13 protein-coding genes are annotated in these 17,101 nt (G+C 73.1%); 8 read left to right on the top strand and 5 right to left on the bottom strand.

Features of this window, described 5'->3' with window-relative positions:
- The first annotated feature begins 317 nt into the window (after positions 1-317).
- From ACTUAL_RS28865 to ACTUAL_RS28890, 6 genes are all read left to right on the top strand, one after another.
- Positions 318-2,297: a maltotransferase domain-containing protein gene (locus ACTUAL_RS28865; protein WP_440902447.1), complete on the top strand. Its 1,980-nt coding sequence runs from the start codon at positions 318-320 to the stop codon at positions 2,295-2,297.
- 92 nt (positions 2,298-2,389) lie between these two features.
- Positions 2,390-4,204, top strand: a complete 1,815-nt coding sequence (gene treS, locus ACTUAL_RS28870) for a maltose alpha-D-glucosyltransferase (RefSeq protein ID WP_440902448.1) — start codon at positions 2,390-2,392, stop codon at positions 4,202-4,204.
- Between the two features lie 6 nt (positions 4,205-4,210).
- Positions 4,211-5,539: a maltokinase N-terminal cap-like domain-containing protein gene (locus ACTUAL_RS28875; protein WP_096496727.1), complete on the top strand. Its 1,329-nt coding sequence runs from the start codon at positions 4,211-4,213 to the stop codon at positions 5,537-5,539.
- Positions 5,540-5,546: 7 nt separating this feature from the next.
- Positions 5,547-7,937, top strand: a complete 2,391-nt coding sequence (glgB, locus tag ACTUAL_RS28880; protein WP_440902449.1) for a 1,4-alpha-glucan branching protein GlgB — start codon at positions 5,547-5,549, stop codon at positions 7,935-7,937.
- 117 nt (positions 7,938-8,054) lie between these two features.
- Positions 8,055-9,440: a neutral zinc metallopeptidase gene (locus tag ACTUAL_RS28885; protein ID WP_440902450.1), complete on the top strand. Its 1,386-nt coding sequence runs from the start codon at positions 8,055-8,057 to the stop codon at positions 9,438-9,440.
- A 264-nt stretch (positions 9,441-9,704) separates the two neighbouring features.
- Positions 9,705-11,192: a neutral zinc metallopeptidase gene (locus ACTUAL_RS28890; RefSeq protein WP_440902455.1), complete on the top strand. Its 1,488-nt coding sequence runs from the start codon at positions 9,705-9,707 to the stop codon at positions 11,190-11,192.
- Between the two features lie 107 nt (positions 11,193-11,299).
- On the opposite strand, the gene ACTUAL_RS28895 is transcribed toward ACTUAL_RS28890, so the two are convergent.
- Genes ACTUAL_RS28895 through ACTUAL_RS28905 form a run of 3 tightly spaced genes read right to left on the bottom strand, consistent with a single transcriptional unit; the run spans position 11,300 to position 13,683 of the window.
- Positions 11,300-12,271, bottom strand: coding sequence for a co-chaperone YbbN (locus tag ACTUAL_RS28895; protein WP_440902451.1), 972 nt, complete (start codon positions 12,269-12,271; stop codon positions 11,300-11,302).
- Between the two features lie 21 nt (positions 12,272-12,292).
- The gene (locus tag ACTUAL_RS28900; protein WP_440902452.1) at positions 12,293-13,369 is read right to left on the bottom strand and encodes an SCO6745 family protein; all 1,077 of its coding nucleotides are present in this window, start codon (positions 13,367-13,369) and stop codon (positions 12,293-12,295) included.
- Entirely contained in the window at positions 13,366-13,683 is a 318-nt protein-coding gene (locus ACTUAL_RS28905; RefSeq protein ID WP_096496731.1) for an MTH1187 family thiamine-binding protein, read from the bottom strand. Before ACTUAL_RS28905 ends, ACTUAL_RS28900 begins: the two co-directional genes overlap by 4 nt.
- A 46-nt stretch (positions 13,684-13,729) precedes the next feature.
- On the opposite strand from ACTUAL_RS28905, the gene ACTUAL_RS28910 reads away from it, so the two are divergent.
- Positions 13,730-14,233: a MarR family winged helix-turn-helix transcriptional regulator gene (locus tag ACTUAL_RS28910; RefSeq protein ID WP_096496732.1), complete on the top strand. Its 504-nt coding sequence runs from the start codon at positions 13,730-13,732 to the stop codon at positions 14,231-14,233.
- Between the two features lie 293 nt (positions 14,234-14,526).
- Complete coding sequence (locus tag ACTUAL_RS28915; RefSeq protein ID WP_440902453.1) at positions 14,527-15,633, top strand: phosphotransferase; 1,107 nt, start codon at positions 14,527-14,529, stop codon at positions 15,631-15,633.
- On the opposite strand, the gene ACTUAL_RS28920 is transcribed toward ACTUAL_RS28915, so the two are convergent.
- Together ACTUAL_RS28920 and ACTUAL_RS28925 are read right to left on the bottom strand one after the other, a co-directional pair.
- Entirely contained in the window at positions 15,606-15,950 is a 345-nt protein-coding gene (locus ACTUAL_RS28920) for a DUF3817 domain-containing protein (protein ID WP_440902454.1), read from the bottom strand. The two genes, ACTUAL_RS28915 and ACTUAL_RS28920, sit on opposite strands and share 28 nt — an antisense overlap.
- Before the next feature lie 26 nt (positions 15,951-15,976).
- Positions 15,977-16,915, bottom strand: a complete 939-nt coding sequence (locus ACTUAL_RS28925; protein WP_096496735.1) for an ABC transporter ATP-binding protein — start codon at positions 16,913-16,915, stop codon at positions 15,977-15,979.
- Positions 16,916-17,101: the final 186 nt, after the last annotated feature.

The following is a 17,101-nucleotide window of genomic DNA, read 5'->3' on the forward strand; positions in this document are numbered from 1 at the left end:
GGGCGGGAGGACGCGCGGACGAAGGACGCCGTTCACCCCGCCGTGATCCGGCGGCCACCCGGAACAGCGAGACTGAGGCGAGGATCACGAGATGCACCCGATCGCCGAGTGTGTGATCGATCCGCACCGGGTAGTAATGCACAGGAGTCCCGGTGATGAGCGCCCTGTTCGAGGAGTGCAGACTTGGCGGGGCACGGCCCAGGCGGAGGAGCCGCACCGGCTGAGCCGCAGCACGGGGCCGCGGTGGGACGGTTCGTGGTCTCGCGCTGCTGCGCAGTGCGGGGGCGCTTCACATCAAGGCGAGAGGGGCGCTGCCGATGAGCGGACGACTCGGTGTCGACGACGTCTCCCCAGCGGTGAGCTGCGGGCGCTACCCGGCGAAGGCCGTGGTCGGCGAGCACGTCCCGGTCCGGGCCACGGTGTGGCGCGAGGGCCACGACGCCGTGGCGGCCACCGTCGTGTGGCGCGGGCCGGACGACCGCGTCGCCAGGCAGACCAGGATGGCCCCCGAGGGGATCGGCCTGGACCGCTGGGTTGCCGTGATCGCGCCCGACACCACCGGGGCCTGGACCTTCCGCGTCGACGCCTGGAGCGACCCGTGGTCGACCTGGCTGCACGCGGTGGAGGTCAAGGTCGCCGCGGGGCAGGGCGCCGACGAGCTGGCGAACGACCTGGAGACCGGCGCGCGGCTGCTCGACCGGGTCTCCCGAAGGCCGGACCGGCGCCGCGAGAAGCCGCTGCTGTCCAACGCCGCCGCCGCGCTGCGCGACGAGACCAGGCCGCTGACCGAGCGGGTCGCCCCGGCGCTGGCGGGCGACGTGCGGCGGGTCATGCACGAGCACCCGGTGCGGGAGCTGGTCACCAAGGGCAAGCAGCACCGCGTCTGGGTGGACCGGGAGCGGGCCGCGTTCGGCTCCTGGTACGAGTTCTTCCCCCGCTCCACCGGCGGCGTCGACGAGTCCGGCGTCCCCGTGCACGGCACGTTCGTGACCGCCGCGCGCGAGCTGGACCGGGTGGCCGCGATGGGCTTCGACGTGGTGTACCTGCCGCCGATCCACCCGATCGGCCGGGTCAACCGCAAGGGCCCCAACAACACGCTGACCGCGACCGAGGACGACTGCGGCTCGCCGTGGGCGATCGGCTCGGACGAGGGCGGGCACGACGCGATCCACCCCGAGCTGGGCACCGAGGAGGACTTCAGGGCGTTCGTGGCGCGCGCCGCCGAGCTGGAGATGGAGGTCGCGCTCGACCTCGCGCTCCAGGCCGCGCCGGACCACCCGTGGGTGCTCAAGCACCCGGAGTGGTTCACCACCCGCCCGGACGGCACGATCGCGTACGCGGAGAACCCGCCGAAGAAGTACCAGGACATCTACCCGGTCAACTTCGACAACGACCCGCAGGGCATCTACAACGAGGTGCTCCGGGTCGTGCTGCACTGGGTCGGCCTGGGGGTGAAGGTCTTCCGGGTCGACAACCCGCACACCAAGCCGCCGGACTTCTGGGCGTGGCTGATCTGGACCGTGAAGGACCGGCACCCGGACGTGCTGTTCCTGGCCGAGGCGTTCACCCGTCCGGCGCGGCTGTACGGGCTGGCCAAGCTCGGGTTCACCCAGTCGTACACCTACTTCACCTGGCGCACCTCGAAGGAGGAGCTGACCGAGTTCGCGCTGGACCACCTCGCGCACTGGGACGAGGCCAGGCCGAACCTGTTCGTCAACACCCCGGACATCCTGCACGAGTCGCTCCAGCACGGCGGTCCCGGCACGTTCGCGCTGCGCGCGGCGCTGGCCGCCACGCTGTCCCCGACCTGGGGGGTGTACTCCGGCTACGAGCTGTTCGAGCACGAGGCGCTCAAGCCGGGCAGCGAGGAGTACCTGAACACGGAGAAGTTCCAGCTCCGGCCGCGCGACTACGCGGCGGCGGTGGCCGAGGGCCGCTCGCTGGAACCGTGGCTGCGCAAGCTGAACGGCATCAGGCGGGCGCACCCGGCGCTGCGCCAGATGCGGACGCTGCGCTTCCACGAAGTCGACAACCCGGCCCTGATCGCCTACTCCAAGCAGGACCCGGCCACCGGTGACACGATCGTCGTGGTGGTCAGCCTGGACCCGAACGGGGCCCAGGAGGGGACCATCCGGCTCGACCTGCCCGCTCTCGGCATCGACTGGCACGAGCGCCTCATCGCGCACGACGAGGTCACCGGCGAGACGTGGGACTGGGGTCAGGCCAACTACGTGAAGCTCGAACCCTGGCGGGCGACGGCGCACATCGTCGCCGTGCAGCGCAGGTTCGCGGGCTAGCGATCACCGGTTAGCGCAGTACCCCCCGCGTCGCGCGGAACGCGGGGGGCGGTCGAGCGTACCCCCGATGAGGTGGGACGAGGTGGAGCATCATGCACGACGAGGAACCCCGACCCGACGCGGCACTCGGTCTGGACGGCATCCCGCACACCGGTGAGGCCATCGGTGCCGACGGGCTGCTGGTCGAACCCCAGGCCGAGGACTTCAAATCGGCCAGGGAGGTGCCGCGCGACCAGGCCTGGTACAAGGGCGCGGTGTTCTACGAGGTGCTCGTGCGCGCCTTCTCCGACTCGAACGGGGACGGCACGGGCGACCTGAGGGGTCTGGCCTCGCGGCTGGACTACCTGGAGTGGCTCGGCGTCGACTGCCTCTGGCTGCCGCCGTTCTACGCCTCGCCGCTGCGCGACGGCGGCTACGACATCAGCGACTTCCGGGCGGTGCTGCCGGAGTTCGGCACCGTCGACGACTTCGTGTACCTGCTGGACGAGGCGCACCGCCGGGGCATCCGGGTGATCACCGACCTGGTGCTCAACCACACCTCGGACGCGCACCCGTGGTTCCAGCAGTCGCGCGCCGAGCCGGACGGCCCGTACGGCGAGTACTACGTGTGGAGCGACGACGACTCGCGCTACGCGGACGCGCGCATCATCTTCGTGGACACCGAGTCCTCGAACTGGACGTACGACCCGGTGCGCGGCCAGTTCTTCTGGCACCGGTTCTTCTCGCACCAGCCGGACCTCAACTTCGAGAACCCGGACGTGCAGGAGGCGATGCTCGACATCCTGCGGTTCTGGCTGGACCTGGGCATCGACGGGTTCCGCCTGGACGCCGTGCCCTACCTGTTCGAGCAGGAGGGCACGAACTGCGAGAACCTGCCGCGCACGCACGACTTCCTCAAGCGCTGCCGCAAGGTGATCGACGACGAGTACCCCGGTCGGGTGCTGCTGGCCGAGGCGAACCAGTGGCCCGCCGACGTGGTGGAGTCCTTCGGCGACGCCGAGGTGGGCGGCGACGAGTGCCACATGGCGTTCCACTTCCCGCTGATGCCGCGCATCTTCATGGCGGTGCGGCGCGAGTCCCGGTTCCCGATCTCGGAGATCCTGGCCCAGACGCCGAGCATCCCGGACGGCGCCCAGTGGGGCATCTTCCTGCGCAACCACGACGAGCTGACCCTGGAGATGGTCACCGACGAGGAGCGCGACTACATGTACGCGGAGTACGCCAAGGACCCGCGCATGAAGGCGAACATCGGCATCCGCCGCAGGCTGGCGCCGCTGCTGGAGAACGACCGGAACCAGCAGGAGCTGTTCACCGCGATGCTGCTGTCGCTGCCCGGCTCGCCGGTGCTGTACTACGGCGACGAGATCGGCATGGGCGACAACATCTGGCTGGGCGACCGCGACGGCGTGCGCACCCCGATGCAGTGGACGCCCGACCGGAACGCGGGCTTCTCCGGTTGCGATCCGGGCAGGCTGTACCTGCCGGTGATCATGGACCCGGTGTACGGCTACCAGGCGCTCAACGTCGAGGCGCAGCTGAACAACCAGTCCTCGCTGCTGAACTGGACCCGGCGGATGATCGAGATCCGCAAGCAGCACCACGCGTTCGCGGAGGGCGACTTCGACGACCTGGGCGGCTCGAACCCGAGCGTGCTGGCCTACCGGCGCCGGTTCCGGCGGCCGGACGGCCAGGAGGACATCGTGCTGTGCGTGAACAACCTGTCCCGGTTCCCGCAGCCCGTCGAGCTGGACCTGGGCGAGCACCGGGGGCTGCGCCCGGTGGAGCTGACCGGCGGGGTGCGCTTCCCGCAGATCGGCGAGCTGTCCTACCTGCTCACCCTGCCGGGGCACGGCTTCTACTGGTTCCAGCTCGTGGCGGCGGGCGACGACGGCGAAAGCAGCAGGTGACGCGACGTGACGCAACCGCAGGAGCTCGTGGACAAGGTGGTCGCGGAGCTGACCGGTTGGCTGCCCGCGCAGCGCTGGTTCGGCGGCAAGGACCGGCCCGTCGACGCCGTGCGCCCGCTGCGCAGCACCGTGCTCTCGCACGACCCGCTGCTGGTGCACCTGGTCGTGGAGGTCGAGCAGGCCGACCGGCTCGACCCGTACCAGCTGGTGGTGAGCGACCGGCTGGAGGGCTTCGAGGCCACCGGCGACGCCGAGCTGACCGGTCTGCTGCTGGACGGGATCGCGCGCGGTGACACCGTCGAGGGCCTGGAGTTCCGGACCGAGCCGGGCGTCGAGGTGCCGGAGGGCCTGCGCGGCAGGCCGATCACCTCGGAGCAGTCGAACACCTCGGTGGTGTTCGGCAGCCAGTGCATCCTGAAGCTGTTCCGCAAGCTCACCCTGGGCGAGAACCCGGACCTGGTGCTCCAGCGGGCGCTGCACGAGGTGGGCTGCGAGCACATCGCCCGGCCGCTCGGGTCGATCAGCGGCGAGGTCAAGGGCGAGCGCACCACGTTCGGGATGCTCCAGCAGTTCCTCCCGGACGCGGTGGACGGCTGGGCCATGGCCACCACGAGCGTGCGCGACCTGATGGCCGAGGGGGACCTGCACCCGAACGAGGTGGGCGGGGACTTCGCGGGCGAGGCGAGCAGGCTGGGCGCGGCGGTGGCGCGGGTGCACGCGGACCTGGAGCGCGCCCTGGGCGCGCAGGTCGCGGACGCCGACGACATCGAGCGCTCGGTGCGGGCCATGCACGCCAGGCTGGACCTGGTGCTGGGCTCGGTGCCGGAGCTGGAGCAGTACGCGCCCGCGCTGCGCGAGGCGTTCGACCAGGCGCGGGACACCCCCGGCGCGATCGCCATCCAGCACATCCACGGCGACCTGCACCTCGGTCAGGTGCTGCGGACCGTGCACGGCTGGTTGGTCATCGACTTCGAGGGCGAGCCCGGCGCGCCGCTGGCGGAGCGGACCGCGCTGCGCTCGCCGCTGCGGGACGTGGCGGGGATGCTGCGGTCGTTCGACTACGCGGCGCACCAGCTGCTGGTCGGGCAGCCCGAGGACGAGCAGCTGACCAGGCGCGCCCTGGAGTGGGCGCGGCGCAACCGGGCCGCGTTCACCGAGGGCTACGCGGAGGCCGCGGCGGCGGCCGTGGGCGACCCGCGCGAGCGCGGTCCGCTGCTGCGGGCGTTCGAGCTGGACAAGGCGGTCTACGAGGTCGCCTACGAACATGCCAACCGACCGGAGTGGTTGACGGTTCCGCTGTCGTCGATCGCCCGGATCACCGGAGAAGGAGCGTGAGCGGGACGTGAGTGCGATCCAGCCCGAGGACGTCGACCGGCTGCTGGCGGGGTCGCACCACGACCCCCACTCGGTGCTGGGGGTGCACCGCGCCGGAGGAGGCGCGGTCGCCCGCGCGCTGCGGCCGGGTGCGAGCGCGGTGTCGGTGCTGGTCGGGGACAAGAGGTTCGAGCTGGACCGGGTCGCCGACGGGCTGTTCGCGGGCGAGCTGCCCGAGCACCCCGGCGGCGACTACCGCCTGGAGGTGGACTACCGGGGGCACGTCGTCGAGGTGGACGACCCCTACCGGTGGCTGCCGACCGTGGGCGAGCTTGACCTGCACCTGATCGCCGAGGGCCGCCACGAGCGGCTGTGGGACGTGCTGGGCGCGCACCCGCGCAGCTACGACACCCCCGCGGGCGTGGTGCGGGGCGTGTCGTTCGCGGTGTGGGCGCCGACCGCGCGCGGCGTGCGGGTGTGCGGCGACTTCGACGGCTGGGACGGCCGCGCGAACCCGCTGCGCTCGCTGGGCAACACCGGGATCTGGGAGGTGTTCGTCCCGAACCTGCCGGTGGGCTCGCGGTACAAGTTCCGCGTCCTGGGCGCGGACGGGGTGTGGCACGAGAAGGCCGACCCGATGGCGTTCGCCACGGAGACGCCCCCGCAGACCGCCTCGGTGGTGACCGAGTCGCTGTACGCGTGGGACGACGCCGAGTGGGAGGCCAGGCGTGACGCCACCCAGTGGGTGAACGCGCCGATGAGCGTCTACGAGGTGCACCTCGGGTCGTGGCGGCCGGAGAAGGACGGGCGCAAGCTCGGGTACCGGGAGCTGGCGCAGGAGCTGGCGGACTACGTGACCGAGGCGGGCTTCACGCACGTGGAGCTGCTGCCGATCGCCGAGCACCCGTTCGGCGGGTCGTGGGGCTACCAGGTCACCTCCTACTACGCGCCCACCTCGCGGTTCGGCTCGCCGGACGACTTCAAGCACTTCGTGGACGTGCTGCACCAGCGCGGCATCGGCGTGATCGTGGACTGGGTGCCCGCGCACTTCCCGAAGGACGCGTGGGCGCTGGCGAAGTTCGACGGCACCCCGCTGTACGAGCACGCCGACCCCCGGCGCGGCGAGCAGCCCGACTGGGGCACGCTCGTGTTCGACTTCGGGCGCAACGAGGTGCGCAACTTCCTGGTCGCGAACGCGCTGTACTGGATCGAGGAGTTCCACCTCGACGGCCTGCGGGTCGACGCGGTGGCCTCGATGCTGTACCTGGACTACTCGCGGCAGGACGGGCAGTGGCTGCCGAACGAGTTCGGCGGCCGGGAGAACCTGGACGCGGTGCGGTTCCTGCAGGAGCTGAACGCGACGGTGTACCGGCGGCACCCCGGCGTGGTGATGATCGCCGAGGAGTCCACGGCGTGGCCGGGCGTGTCGCGGCCGACGCACCTGGGCGGGCTGGGCTTCGGGTTCAAGTGGAACATGGGGTGGATGCACGACACGCTCCACTACCTCTCGCGCGAGCCGATCCACCGCTCGTTCCACCACAACGAGATCACCTTCTCGCTGGTGTACGCGTGGAGCGAGAACTTCGTGCTGCCGCTCTCGCACGACGAGGTGGTGCACGGCAAGGGCTCGCTGTGGCAGCGGATGCCCGGCGACGACTGGAACAAGGCGGCGGGGCTGCGCGCCCTGCTGGCGTTCATGTGGGCGCACCCCGGCAAGCAGCTGCTGTTCATGGGCGGCGAGTTCGGGCAGCCCGCGGAGTGGTCCGAGTCGAAGTCGCTGGACTGGCACCTGCTGGAGCAGCCGCTGCACGCGGGCGTGCGCAGGCTGGTGGCGGACGCGAACCGGGTGTACCGGGCCTCGCCCGCGCTGTACAGCGCCGACTCCAAGCCCGAGGGCTTCTCGTGGATCGACGCGAACGACTCGGGCGGGAACGTGCTGAGCTTCCTGCGGATCGGCGAGGACGGCTCGCTGCTGGCGTGCGTGGCGAACTTCTCCGGGCAGCCGCACCACGACTACCGGGTCGGGCTGCCGGTGCGCGGCCGGTGGCGCGAGGTGCTGAACACGGACTCGGGGCACTACGGCGGTTCCGGGGTGGGCAACCTGGGCGGCGTCGAGGCGGACGGGTCGCCGTGGCACGGGCGGCCGACGTCGGCGGTGCTCCAGCTGCCGCCGAACGGGGTGCTGTGGCTGGCTCCGGAGAACGGGCCGGAGGAGGCCGCGGTCGAGGCGGCGGAGGCGGTGCTGGCGGACGGCGCCGAGGGCGCGGTGGTGCTGGAGGCGGTGCTGGACGAGCTGCCCGAGGTGGAGGTCGTGCCACCCGCCGAGGTCGTGCCGGCCGAGGTCCCGCCCGCCGAGGTCGAGCCCGCCGAGGTCGAGCCCGCGGTGAGGCCCGCGAAGGCCGACCCCGAGCCGGTCTGAGGCAGCCGGGACGACGGGGAACGGCCGGGAGGCGCAGGTGGCCTCCCGGCCGTTCCGCGTCTCCGGGTCTTCCCGGTCCGCTCCCCCGGAGCCTCCGAACGGGGCACAATGGGCCCCATGCTGCGCTCATCCGGTCGGCTGGCGGACGTGACCGTGCTGATCACCCTCGTGGCCGTGGTGAGCGGCTGCACCCAGCCCGTGCCGGGGCGGCCCGTCGCGGGCGAGGGGGTCACCAGGGGCACGGTCGACACCTCGTTCATCCGGGGCGCCGACGGCAGCCCGATCGACCAGCTCGCCGCCGCCGCGATCACCGACGTCGAGCAGTTCTGGAAGTCCGCCTTCCCGGAGACCTTCGGCCAGGACTGGAAGGAGCTGGCGGGCGGGTACTACTCGGTGGACACCAGCAGCCAGTCCGCCAAGCCGCCGCCGTGCACCGAGAAGGCGCTGGACGTGGAGGGCAACGCGTTCTACTGCCCGAGCGCCGACGCGATCGCCTGGGACCGGGCCGCGCTGCTGCCGGTGCTCCAGGACAGCTTCGGCGACTCGGCCGTGGTGATCGTGCTCGCCCACGAGATGGGCCACGCCGTGCAGCGGCGGATGGGCATCACGCAGGAGCTGGAGCGCAGGCAGCCCGAGAGGTACCCGACGATCCTCACCGAGGCGATGGCCGACTGCTACGCGGGCAACTTCCTCAAGTGGGTCAACGACGGGCAGGCCGAGCACCTGTCGATCGGGACCGAGTCGCTGGACTCGGCGCTCGGCGCGCTGATCACCTTCCGCGACCCGGTGGGCACCTCCGCCGCCGACCGGTCGGCGCACGGCAACGCGTTCGACCGGGTGTCGGCGTTCCAGGACGGCTACCAGCAGGGCACGAAGTTCTGCGCGGCCATGACCGTGGACAACCGGCCGTTCACCCAGCAGTCGTTCACCACCGCCGCCGACCAGAGCCGGGGCGGGAACCTGCCGTTCGCGGACATGCTCGACAGCGTCCTGCCCGACCTGGACGCCTACTACCAGGCCGCGGTGCAGCAGGCAGGCGGGCGGTGGGTCGCGCCGAGGATCACCACGGTGGAGCAGGAGCCGGACTGCGCGGGCGACCAGGGGCCGATCGCGTTCTGCCCGGCCGACGCGGCGGTCGAGATCGACGTGAACGAGGAGCTGCCGAAGCTGCACGCCCGGATCGGCGACTACGCCACCGGCACGCTGCTGGCCAGCCGGTACGGGCTGGCCGCGCTGGCCGCCACCGGCAAGCCGGTGGCGGGCGACGGGGCGGCGGAGAACGCGCTGTGCCTGGCCGGGGCGTACACCCGCGAGGTGTTCACCAGGCAGCAGGGCTTCGGCCTCTCCCCCGGCGACCTGGACGAGGCCGTGCAGGTGCTGCTGGCGCACGACTACGCGGGCCGCGACGCCGAGGGCGGGGCTGCGGTGGGGCCGGGGTTCAAGCGGGTCGAGGTGTTCCGCACCGGGGTGCTCGAAGGGCTCTCGAAGTGCGGGATCGCCTGACGGGCCCGGACCGGCGGCTCGGCGGCCGTCGGGTCGAGTAGCGGGACCACGGCCGCCGCGCTCGCACTCCGGGTGCGCCCCGCGCCCGGACGCTCTCCAAAACCTCACACCCCTGGGTGAATGATCACCCTGTTGGGCGCGGAGCTATCGGCGGCCCTGGCGCGGGTCCGGCACGCGCTGTGTCGGAGGACACCGCGTTCCTGACTCCCGCCCGGAGTGGACTGGGGGCGAAGTAGGGTGCGCGGAGCGGGGCCTGTGGCCCGGTTGTCAGGTTGGCGCGGATCTGGACGGGGCTTGGGCATCATGGCTCGACGGACGGGCAAGGGCGCGGCGCTCGTCGCGGCGCTGGCGGTGGCCGCTCTGCTCAGCGGCTGCACCGAGGTGGTGTCGGGGCAGGGCCGGATGATGCCGCCCGACGCGTCGAAGGTGTCCGGTCTGGACATCACCACCGGGGAGAGCGGCCCCAAGCCGGGGGTGCCGGACGCGGACCTGCGGGTGGAGAACGGCGACGGCGGCGAGATGGACCGGCTGGCGATCAACGCGCTGGCCGACGTCGAGCAGTACTGGGCCGAGCAGCTGCCGAAGAACTTCGGCGGGCGCGAGTTCGAGTCCGTCAAGCGCCTGGTCTCCTACGACTCGACCGGGCGGGGCGTCGAGATCTGCCGGATCAACACGGCGGGCGTGCCCAACGCGTTCTACTGCTCGCTGGACGACAGCATCGCCTGGGACCGGGGCGACCTGCTGCCGATGCTGCACGAGGCGTTCGGGCCGATGGCCGTGGTGACCGTGCTCGCCCACGAGATGGGCCACGCGATCCAGTACAAGCTCGGCCCGGACGGCGGCGTCACGCAGGCCACCAGCAGCATCGTCAAGGAGCAGCAGGCCGACTGCTACGCGGGCAACTTCTTCCGCTGGGTCGCCGAGGGCAAGTCCGAGCACTTCCGGATCTCCACCGGGCCGGGCCTGAACCAGGTGCTCCAGACGATGTTCTTCATCAAGGACGCGGCGGGCACCAGCGCCGAGAAGCGCGGGGCGCACGGCAGCGCGTTCGACCGGGTCACCGCGTTCCAGTTCGGCTTCGCGGGCGACCCGAAGCGGTGCTCGCAGATCGACGACGCGGAGATCCAGGAGCGGATCACGCAGCAGCGGTTCAGCGCGAAGGACACCGACTCCGGCGCGGGCATGGGCAACCTGCCGGTCGGCGAGCGGAAGGTCCTGGACAAGCTGGAGGCCAGCCTGCGCGACGCCTACAAGCAGAGCGGGGCCACCCCGCCCGCGCTCAAGGAGACCATGGTCGACTGCGCGGACGCGGAGGAGACGCTGCCCGCGTCGTACTGCCCGTCGACGAACGAGATCGCCGTGGACCTGGTCGAGCTGGTGACGATCGGCACCCCGACCAAGCGCGGGCAGGCGGGCGGCATCGGGGACTTCGCGGCGTTCGCCGAGATCGCGTCGCGGTACGCGCTGTCGATCCAGAAGGCCACCGGGTACGCGCTGGCCGGTCCCGCCGCCGGGCTGCGCACGGCCTGCCTGACCGGGTACTGGGCCGGGACGACGAACAAGGAGGGCGTGGAGCTGCGGCTGTCCTCGGGCGACCTGGACGAGGCGGTGGCCGAGCTGCTCGCCGAGGGGAGCCTGATCGCGGCGGACGTGAACGGCTCCTCGGTGCCGTCCGGGTTCGCGCGGGTGGAGGCGTTCCGCGACGGGTTCTTCGAGGGCTCCGGGCTGTGCACGCGCAAGTACGGGAGCTGAGGGCCGGGTTCTTCTGACGCGCCGAGGGCCGCCGGGGATCTTCCCCGGCGGCCCTCACTGGTCTGGTCGTGCCGTTCCGGTCGTCCCGGTCCGGTCGTGCCGGGCGGTCAGTAGAGCGCGCTGGCGAGGTTGCGGCGGGCCTTGGCCACGGCCGGGTCGTCCGCCGGGAACAGCTCGAACAGGGCGATCAGGTGGTTGCGCACCTTGTCGCGGTCGTCGCCGAAGACCCGGCGGACGGTGTCCACGAGCCGCTGGAACGCCTGCTCGACCTCCTGGTTGACGATCTGCACGTCGGCGGCGGCGAGCTGCGCCTCCAGGTCGTCCGGGTTCGCGTCGGCGGTGGCCACCACGGCGGGGTCCAGGCTCTCGACCCGCGCGGTGAACCGGACCTGGGCGAGCGCCGCCTTGGCCTCGGCGTTGCCGGGCTCGGCGGACAGGATCGCCTCGTAGGCGGCCTCGGCGGCGGCGAAGTCGCCCTCCTCGAAGGCGGTCTCGGCGGCGGTGAGGCGCGGGTCCTCCGGTTCCGGCGCGGGCGCGCCCCGGTTCGCCTCGGCCGCCGCGATGCCGGGGAGGCGGTCGCGGAGGGCGTCGAGCAGGCGGTCGATCCACTGGGCGATCTCGGCCTCGGGCAGCGGACCGGCGAACGCGTCGATCGGCTGGCCGCCCGCGACCGCGACGACCGTGGGCACCGACTGCACGCCGAACAGCTGGCCGATGCGCGGGCTGGCGTCCAGGTCCACCCTGGCGAGCAGCCACGCGCCGCCGCCCGCCTCGGCCAGGCGCTCCAGCACCGGGGAGAGCTGCCCGGCCTCGGGGCTCCACGACGCGGTCAGCTCGACCACGACGGGGATCTCCAGGGAGCGCTCCACCACCGGCTGGAAGGTGGCCTCGGTGACGTCGACGACCCACTGGCTCGGTGCGCCGCCGGGGGCGGCTCCGGGAGCGGCGGGCGCGCCGGGGGGCGGCGCCGCGGCGCGCTGCCGGGCCGCGTCGGCCCGCGCCTTGATCGCGCCGAGGTCGACCGCCCCGGACAGCGCGGCGGACAGTGCTGCGGTCTTGCGAGGGTCTGGCCTTGTCACGCTCCCATCCTGGCACGACTCCTAGTCGGTGAGGTCGCGGACCGGGTCGATCGCCATCGGGTTGTCGCGCATCACCTCGTTGCGGGCCCCGATGGTCAGGGCGAGCGGGGTGAGCAAGTCGCTCAACCGGGTGGTCCCCGCGACGCCGAGCACCCGCCACGGCCGCTCCGCGACGGCGTCGGTGACCCGCTCGACCTGCTCCCGCAGGGCGATCCCGGCGGTGGTGAGCACGACGCGGCGCTCGGGGGCGGGGGTGGTGGGGCTGCCCGTGGCTTCGGCGCGGTCACCCGGCGGCTTCGGGGCGCTCCCGCCGGGCGCGGGGTGCTCCCGCCCGGCCGGTTCGGCGGCGGGTCGGGCGTAGCCGGTGACCGGTTCGGCCTCGGCGGGTTCGTGCTCCAGCAGGCCGCGCTCGGCCAGCCGGTCCTCGGCGTCGGCCCACTCCTGCGGCGACCAGCCGCGCGCCAGGCGCAGCCGGGCCGGGTCGAGCGCGCGGTGGGCGGCGAACAGGACCAGCGCCTCGCACGGGTCGAGGTCGGCCGCGACCAGCGCCGCCCCGTGCCCGTCCCCCCTGGACTCGCGCAGCACCGCCGTCGCCTGCCACAGCGCGAGGTGCGCCTCGTCGGGCCTGCCGAGCGCCCGGTTCGCGGCGGCGAGCGGGCGCCCGGCGACCGGTGCGGCCTCGGCGGCGGCCCAGGCCAGGTCGGCGGCCTCGGCCAGGTGCGCGCTGGTGGCGGGGTCGCCGAGGTCGAGCGCGGCGCGCCCGCCGTCCAGGTCGGTGGGCGCGGGGTCGAGGAGCCTGCGCAGCGCCCCGTCGACCCCGCGCAGCCGGGCGGCGAGGAAGTCGGCGGGGGCGGCGTCGTCCCAGGCCGTCGGCACGAACCGGGCGACCACGTCCGGGTGGAAGCTGTAGAAGGACGCCGCGACCACCTCGGGCAGGGCCGCGCCGAGCGGCGCGGCCCGCATCCCGAAGTACCCGGTCCAGTGCCGCGCGCAGCCCAGCTCCCTGGCCGCGGCCTTGCTCTCCGGCGTGAAGTACGTGACGGCGTGGTACGGCTCGTACCGCAGCCATAACCGCCGGGCCGCTCCGCTGTCGCTCATCCCCGCTCCCCCTCGGGGTCCGCGGCCAGGTGCTGCTCGACCCGGTCGACCTTGGCGGTCATCTGCCCGGTGTGCCCCGGCCGGATGTCGGCCTTGAGCACCAGGCTCACCCTGGGCGCCCGCGCCCGCACCGCCTCGGTGGCGCGCTTGACGACGTCCATCACCTCGTCCCACTCGCCCTCGACGAGCGTGAACATCGCGTTGGTCTCGTTGGGCAACCCCGACTCGCGCACCACCCTGACCGCCTCGGCGACCGCTTCCGCGACGCTGTCCGACTCCCCGCCGAGCGGGCTGACGCTGAACGCGACGAGCACAACTGCCTCCTGAACGGTTCCCGGTACCCACTGGTAGCTTCGGGTCATGACGCACCGGCCACTCCCCTTCGACCCCATCGCGCGCGCCGCCGAGCTGTGGGAGAAGCGGATCGGGCCGTCCCCGTCGATGGCGGCGGTGACGAGCGTCATGCGGGTACAGCAAATCATCCAGTCCGCCGTGGACGCGTCCCTCAAACCGCACAACCTGACGTTCGCCCGCTACGAGGCGCTCGTGCTCCTGACGTTCTCCAAGTCGGGCAGCGTGCCGATGCGCGTGATGGGCGAGCGCCTGCAGCTGCACCCGACGAGCGTGACGAACATCGTGGACCGCCTGGAGGCCGACGGCCTGGTCCGCCGCACCCCGCACCCGACGGACCGGCGCACCACGCTGATCCAGCTCACCGAGGCCGGGCACGAGCGGCGCGAGGCGGCGACGAAGGCCGTGATCGACGTGAACTTCGGCATCCACGGGCTGACCGAGCGGCAGACCGAGCAGCTGACGGAGCTGCTGTCGAAGGTCCGGCGGGCGGCCGGGGACTTCGAGGACTGAGCGGCGGGACGGTCGTCGGGCGGTCGCCGGGCGGTCGTCAGGTGACCGCTGGGTGGGCCGCTCACCCCCTCGGCCGCGCCGCAGCGCGACCGAGCAGGCTCCGGCCGCGCCGAGGACCCCGCCACCGCGCCCCTCGCAGTCCTTCGTCCCCTCAGTCCTTCGTCCCAGGGCCCTCGCCGTCCAGCGATCCGCTCACCCGTCCACCGTCGCCCACCGCCCGTTCCCCCGATCGCCGTTCCCCCACCCGCGTTAATCTCTTCTCCTCCGCCCCGTCCGCTCCTACCTTGACCGTCATGCGCGAGGCGGTGGTGCTGGTCGAGCACGCGGGGCAGCACCTGGGTTCCCTGTCCTTCGAGGTCCCCTCCAGTCCGTGGTGGAACGACGTGGAGCCGGTCACCGCGCACCTGGACGCGGTGCTGGGCGTGACCTCGGCGGTGCTGCGGCTGGTGTCCGTCGCGGGTGGTGGTCGGACCAGGGACGGGCGGGTCACCTACCTGGTGGAGGTCGACCGGGTGCCCACGCGCGGCCTGCTGCTGCGCTCCCCCGACCCGGAGCTGCCCGAGGACCCGCTGCGCCTGCCGTGGGCGCGCCCCGGCGGTCCGCGCGCGCTGGTGGGCTGGGCGGACGGCGTGGTGACCAGGACGGGCCCGGCCGTGCAGGTGAAGACCTGGAACCTGTCGTGCGTGTACCGGTTGCCGACCGCGTCCGGTCCGGTGTGGCTGAAGGCGACGCCGCCGTTCCTCGCGGACGAGGCCGCCGTGATCGCGCTGGTGGCCGGGGTCGCGCCGGACCTGGCGCCGCGCGTGCTGGCGTCGGCGCCGGGCCGGGTGCTGAGCGCGGACGCGGGCGGCCACGACTGCTGGGAGACCACGTCGGCGGACCTGCGGGCCGTGCTGCCGCGCTTCACCGCCGCGCAGGTCGCGCTGGCCGGGAGCCCGGACCTGGCCGCGCTGCGCCGCCGCGACGTGGCGATCGGCTCGCACGGGCTGCCGGAGACCCTGCTGCACGGGGACTTCCACTGCGGGAACTGGCGCTCGTCCGGCGTGGTCCTGGACTGGGCGGACGCGCACCGGGGCAATCCGGCGCTCGACGCGGCGCGGATGCTCGGCTCGCTGCCGGTGGGCCTGGGCGGGTTGGCGGAGCGGGTGTGGTTCGAGGGGTGGCGGGAGGCGTTCCCCTGCAGCGACCCGGTGGCGGCGCTGGCGCAGGCGCGGTCGGCCGTGCACCTGGTGGCGGCCGAGGTGTACGCGGGGTTCCTGGCCGGGATCGAGCGGTCCGAGCGGGTGTACCACGAGGGGGACGTGGAGCGGGCCCTCGCGGACGCGCGGGCAGCGGCCGGGGCGGTGGCCCGAGCCGCTGCGGGGGGCGCCGGTCAGGCCGCGGGGGCGCCGGAGTCCTGAGCGGTCGCGCCGTCGGCGGGCTGCTCGGCCAGCTTGCCGCTCCTCAGCGCCCAGCGCTCGAAGAGGACGGTGCCGAAGGGCGGGATGGAGGCCAGCACCGCGACCGCGAGGGTGCCCTTGGACCAGCGGTCGGACATCATCAGGGTCACCAGCAGGTAGCCGACGAAGATCGCGCCGTGGACCGGTCCGAAGATCTTCACGCCGAGCTCGTTCTCGACCACCACGTACTTGAAGAACATGCCGAGCAGGAGCCCGGCCCAGGAGACGGCCTCGGCGAACGCGAGGAGGCGGAACCGACCGACGGGGCTGGAGAGCATGTCCCCATTGTCAGTTATGACGTGTTTCACCCCGCCTGGGGGTCGGCGGCCACCGGGTACTCGCGGCCGGTCAGGCCGAGGAAGACGTCTTCCAGCGCGGGGGTGCGGACCTGGAAGCCGTCGGTGGGGCAGTGCGCGGACAGCGCCGACAGGACCTGGCCGGGGCGGCGGGTGGCGATGACGAGCGAGGAGCCGATCTCGCGGGCGCGGTCGACGCCGGTGATGGCCTGCGCGTCGCGCGCGCTGATCTCGCCCGAGGGCAGGATGACCAGCGTGGGCGCGCCGAGGCCGCGCACGAGGGCGGCGGGCGTGTCGGCGGCGAGGACCCGGCCGTGGTCGAGGACGGCGACCCGGTCGCAGAGGATCTCGGCCTCGTCGGGGTGGCCGGTGGCGCACACGACGGTCTTGCCGCTGGCCTGGACGGTGCGCAGGACGTCCCACACGTGGCGGCGGGCGGTCGGGTCGAGGCCCGCGGTGGGCTCGTCGAGCAGGAGCACGTCGGGGTCGTGGGCGAGGCAGCAGGCGAGCGAGAGCAGTTGGCGCTGGGCGGCCGTCATCCGGTACTCGGGCACGTCGAGCTTGCCCGCGAGCCCGACGAGGTCGAGCGCCCGCACCGCCTCGGTGACCCCGACGCCGCGCAGCGCGCCGAACGTCATGACCTGGTCGAGCGCGGCCATGCCGTCGAAGAAGGAGGGGACCTGGGGCCGCATCCCGACCCGGTGCGCGAGCCGCTCGTCACGCGGCCACGGCTCGACCCCGAGCAGCTCCACCCGACCGGAGTCGGGGCGGCGCAGGCCGTCGAGGACTTCGAGCAGCGCGGTCTTGCCGGACCCGGCGGGCCCGAGCAGGCCGAAGAACTCACCCTCGGCGACGGTGAAGGAGACGCCGTCGAGCGCACTGCGCCCGCCGACCCGGTCCTGGCGGACGTCGGACACGACGACAGCCGGGTTGCCTGTGCCTGTCATGGCCCCTGACCGTAAGGGCTTCGGGGTCCCGCCGAGGGAGATTCCCCGCTTAGCCGACCGGAGTTGGTGTGAGTCGGGACTTTCGGCCCCATCGGGGACAACCGTCCACCCCGGAGAGCGAGCTTACCCGGTTCGGGGGGTGGAGCGGGAGGACGGGGCTCGGGGTTCCGGTGGGCGGGAGGGGGT

The sequence above is a fragment of the Actinosynnema sp. genome, from assembly GCF_052038725.1.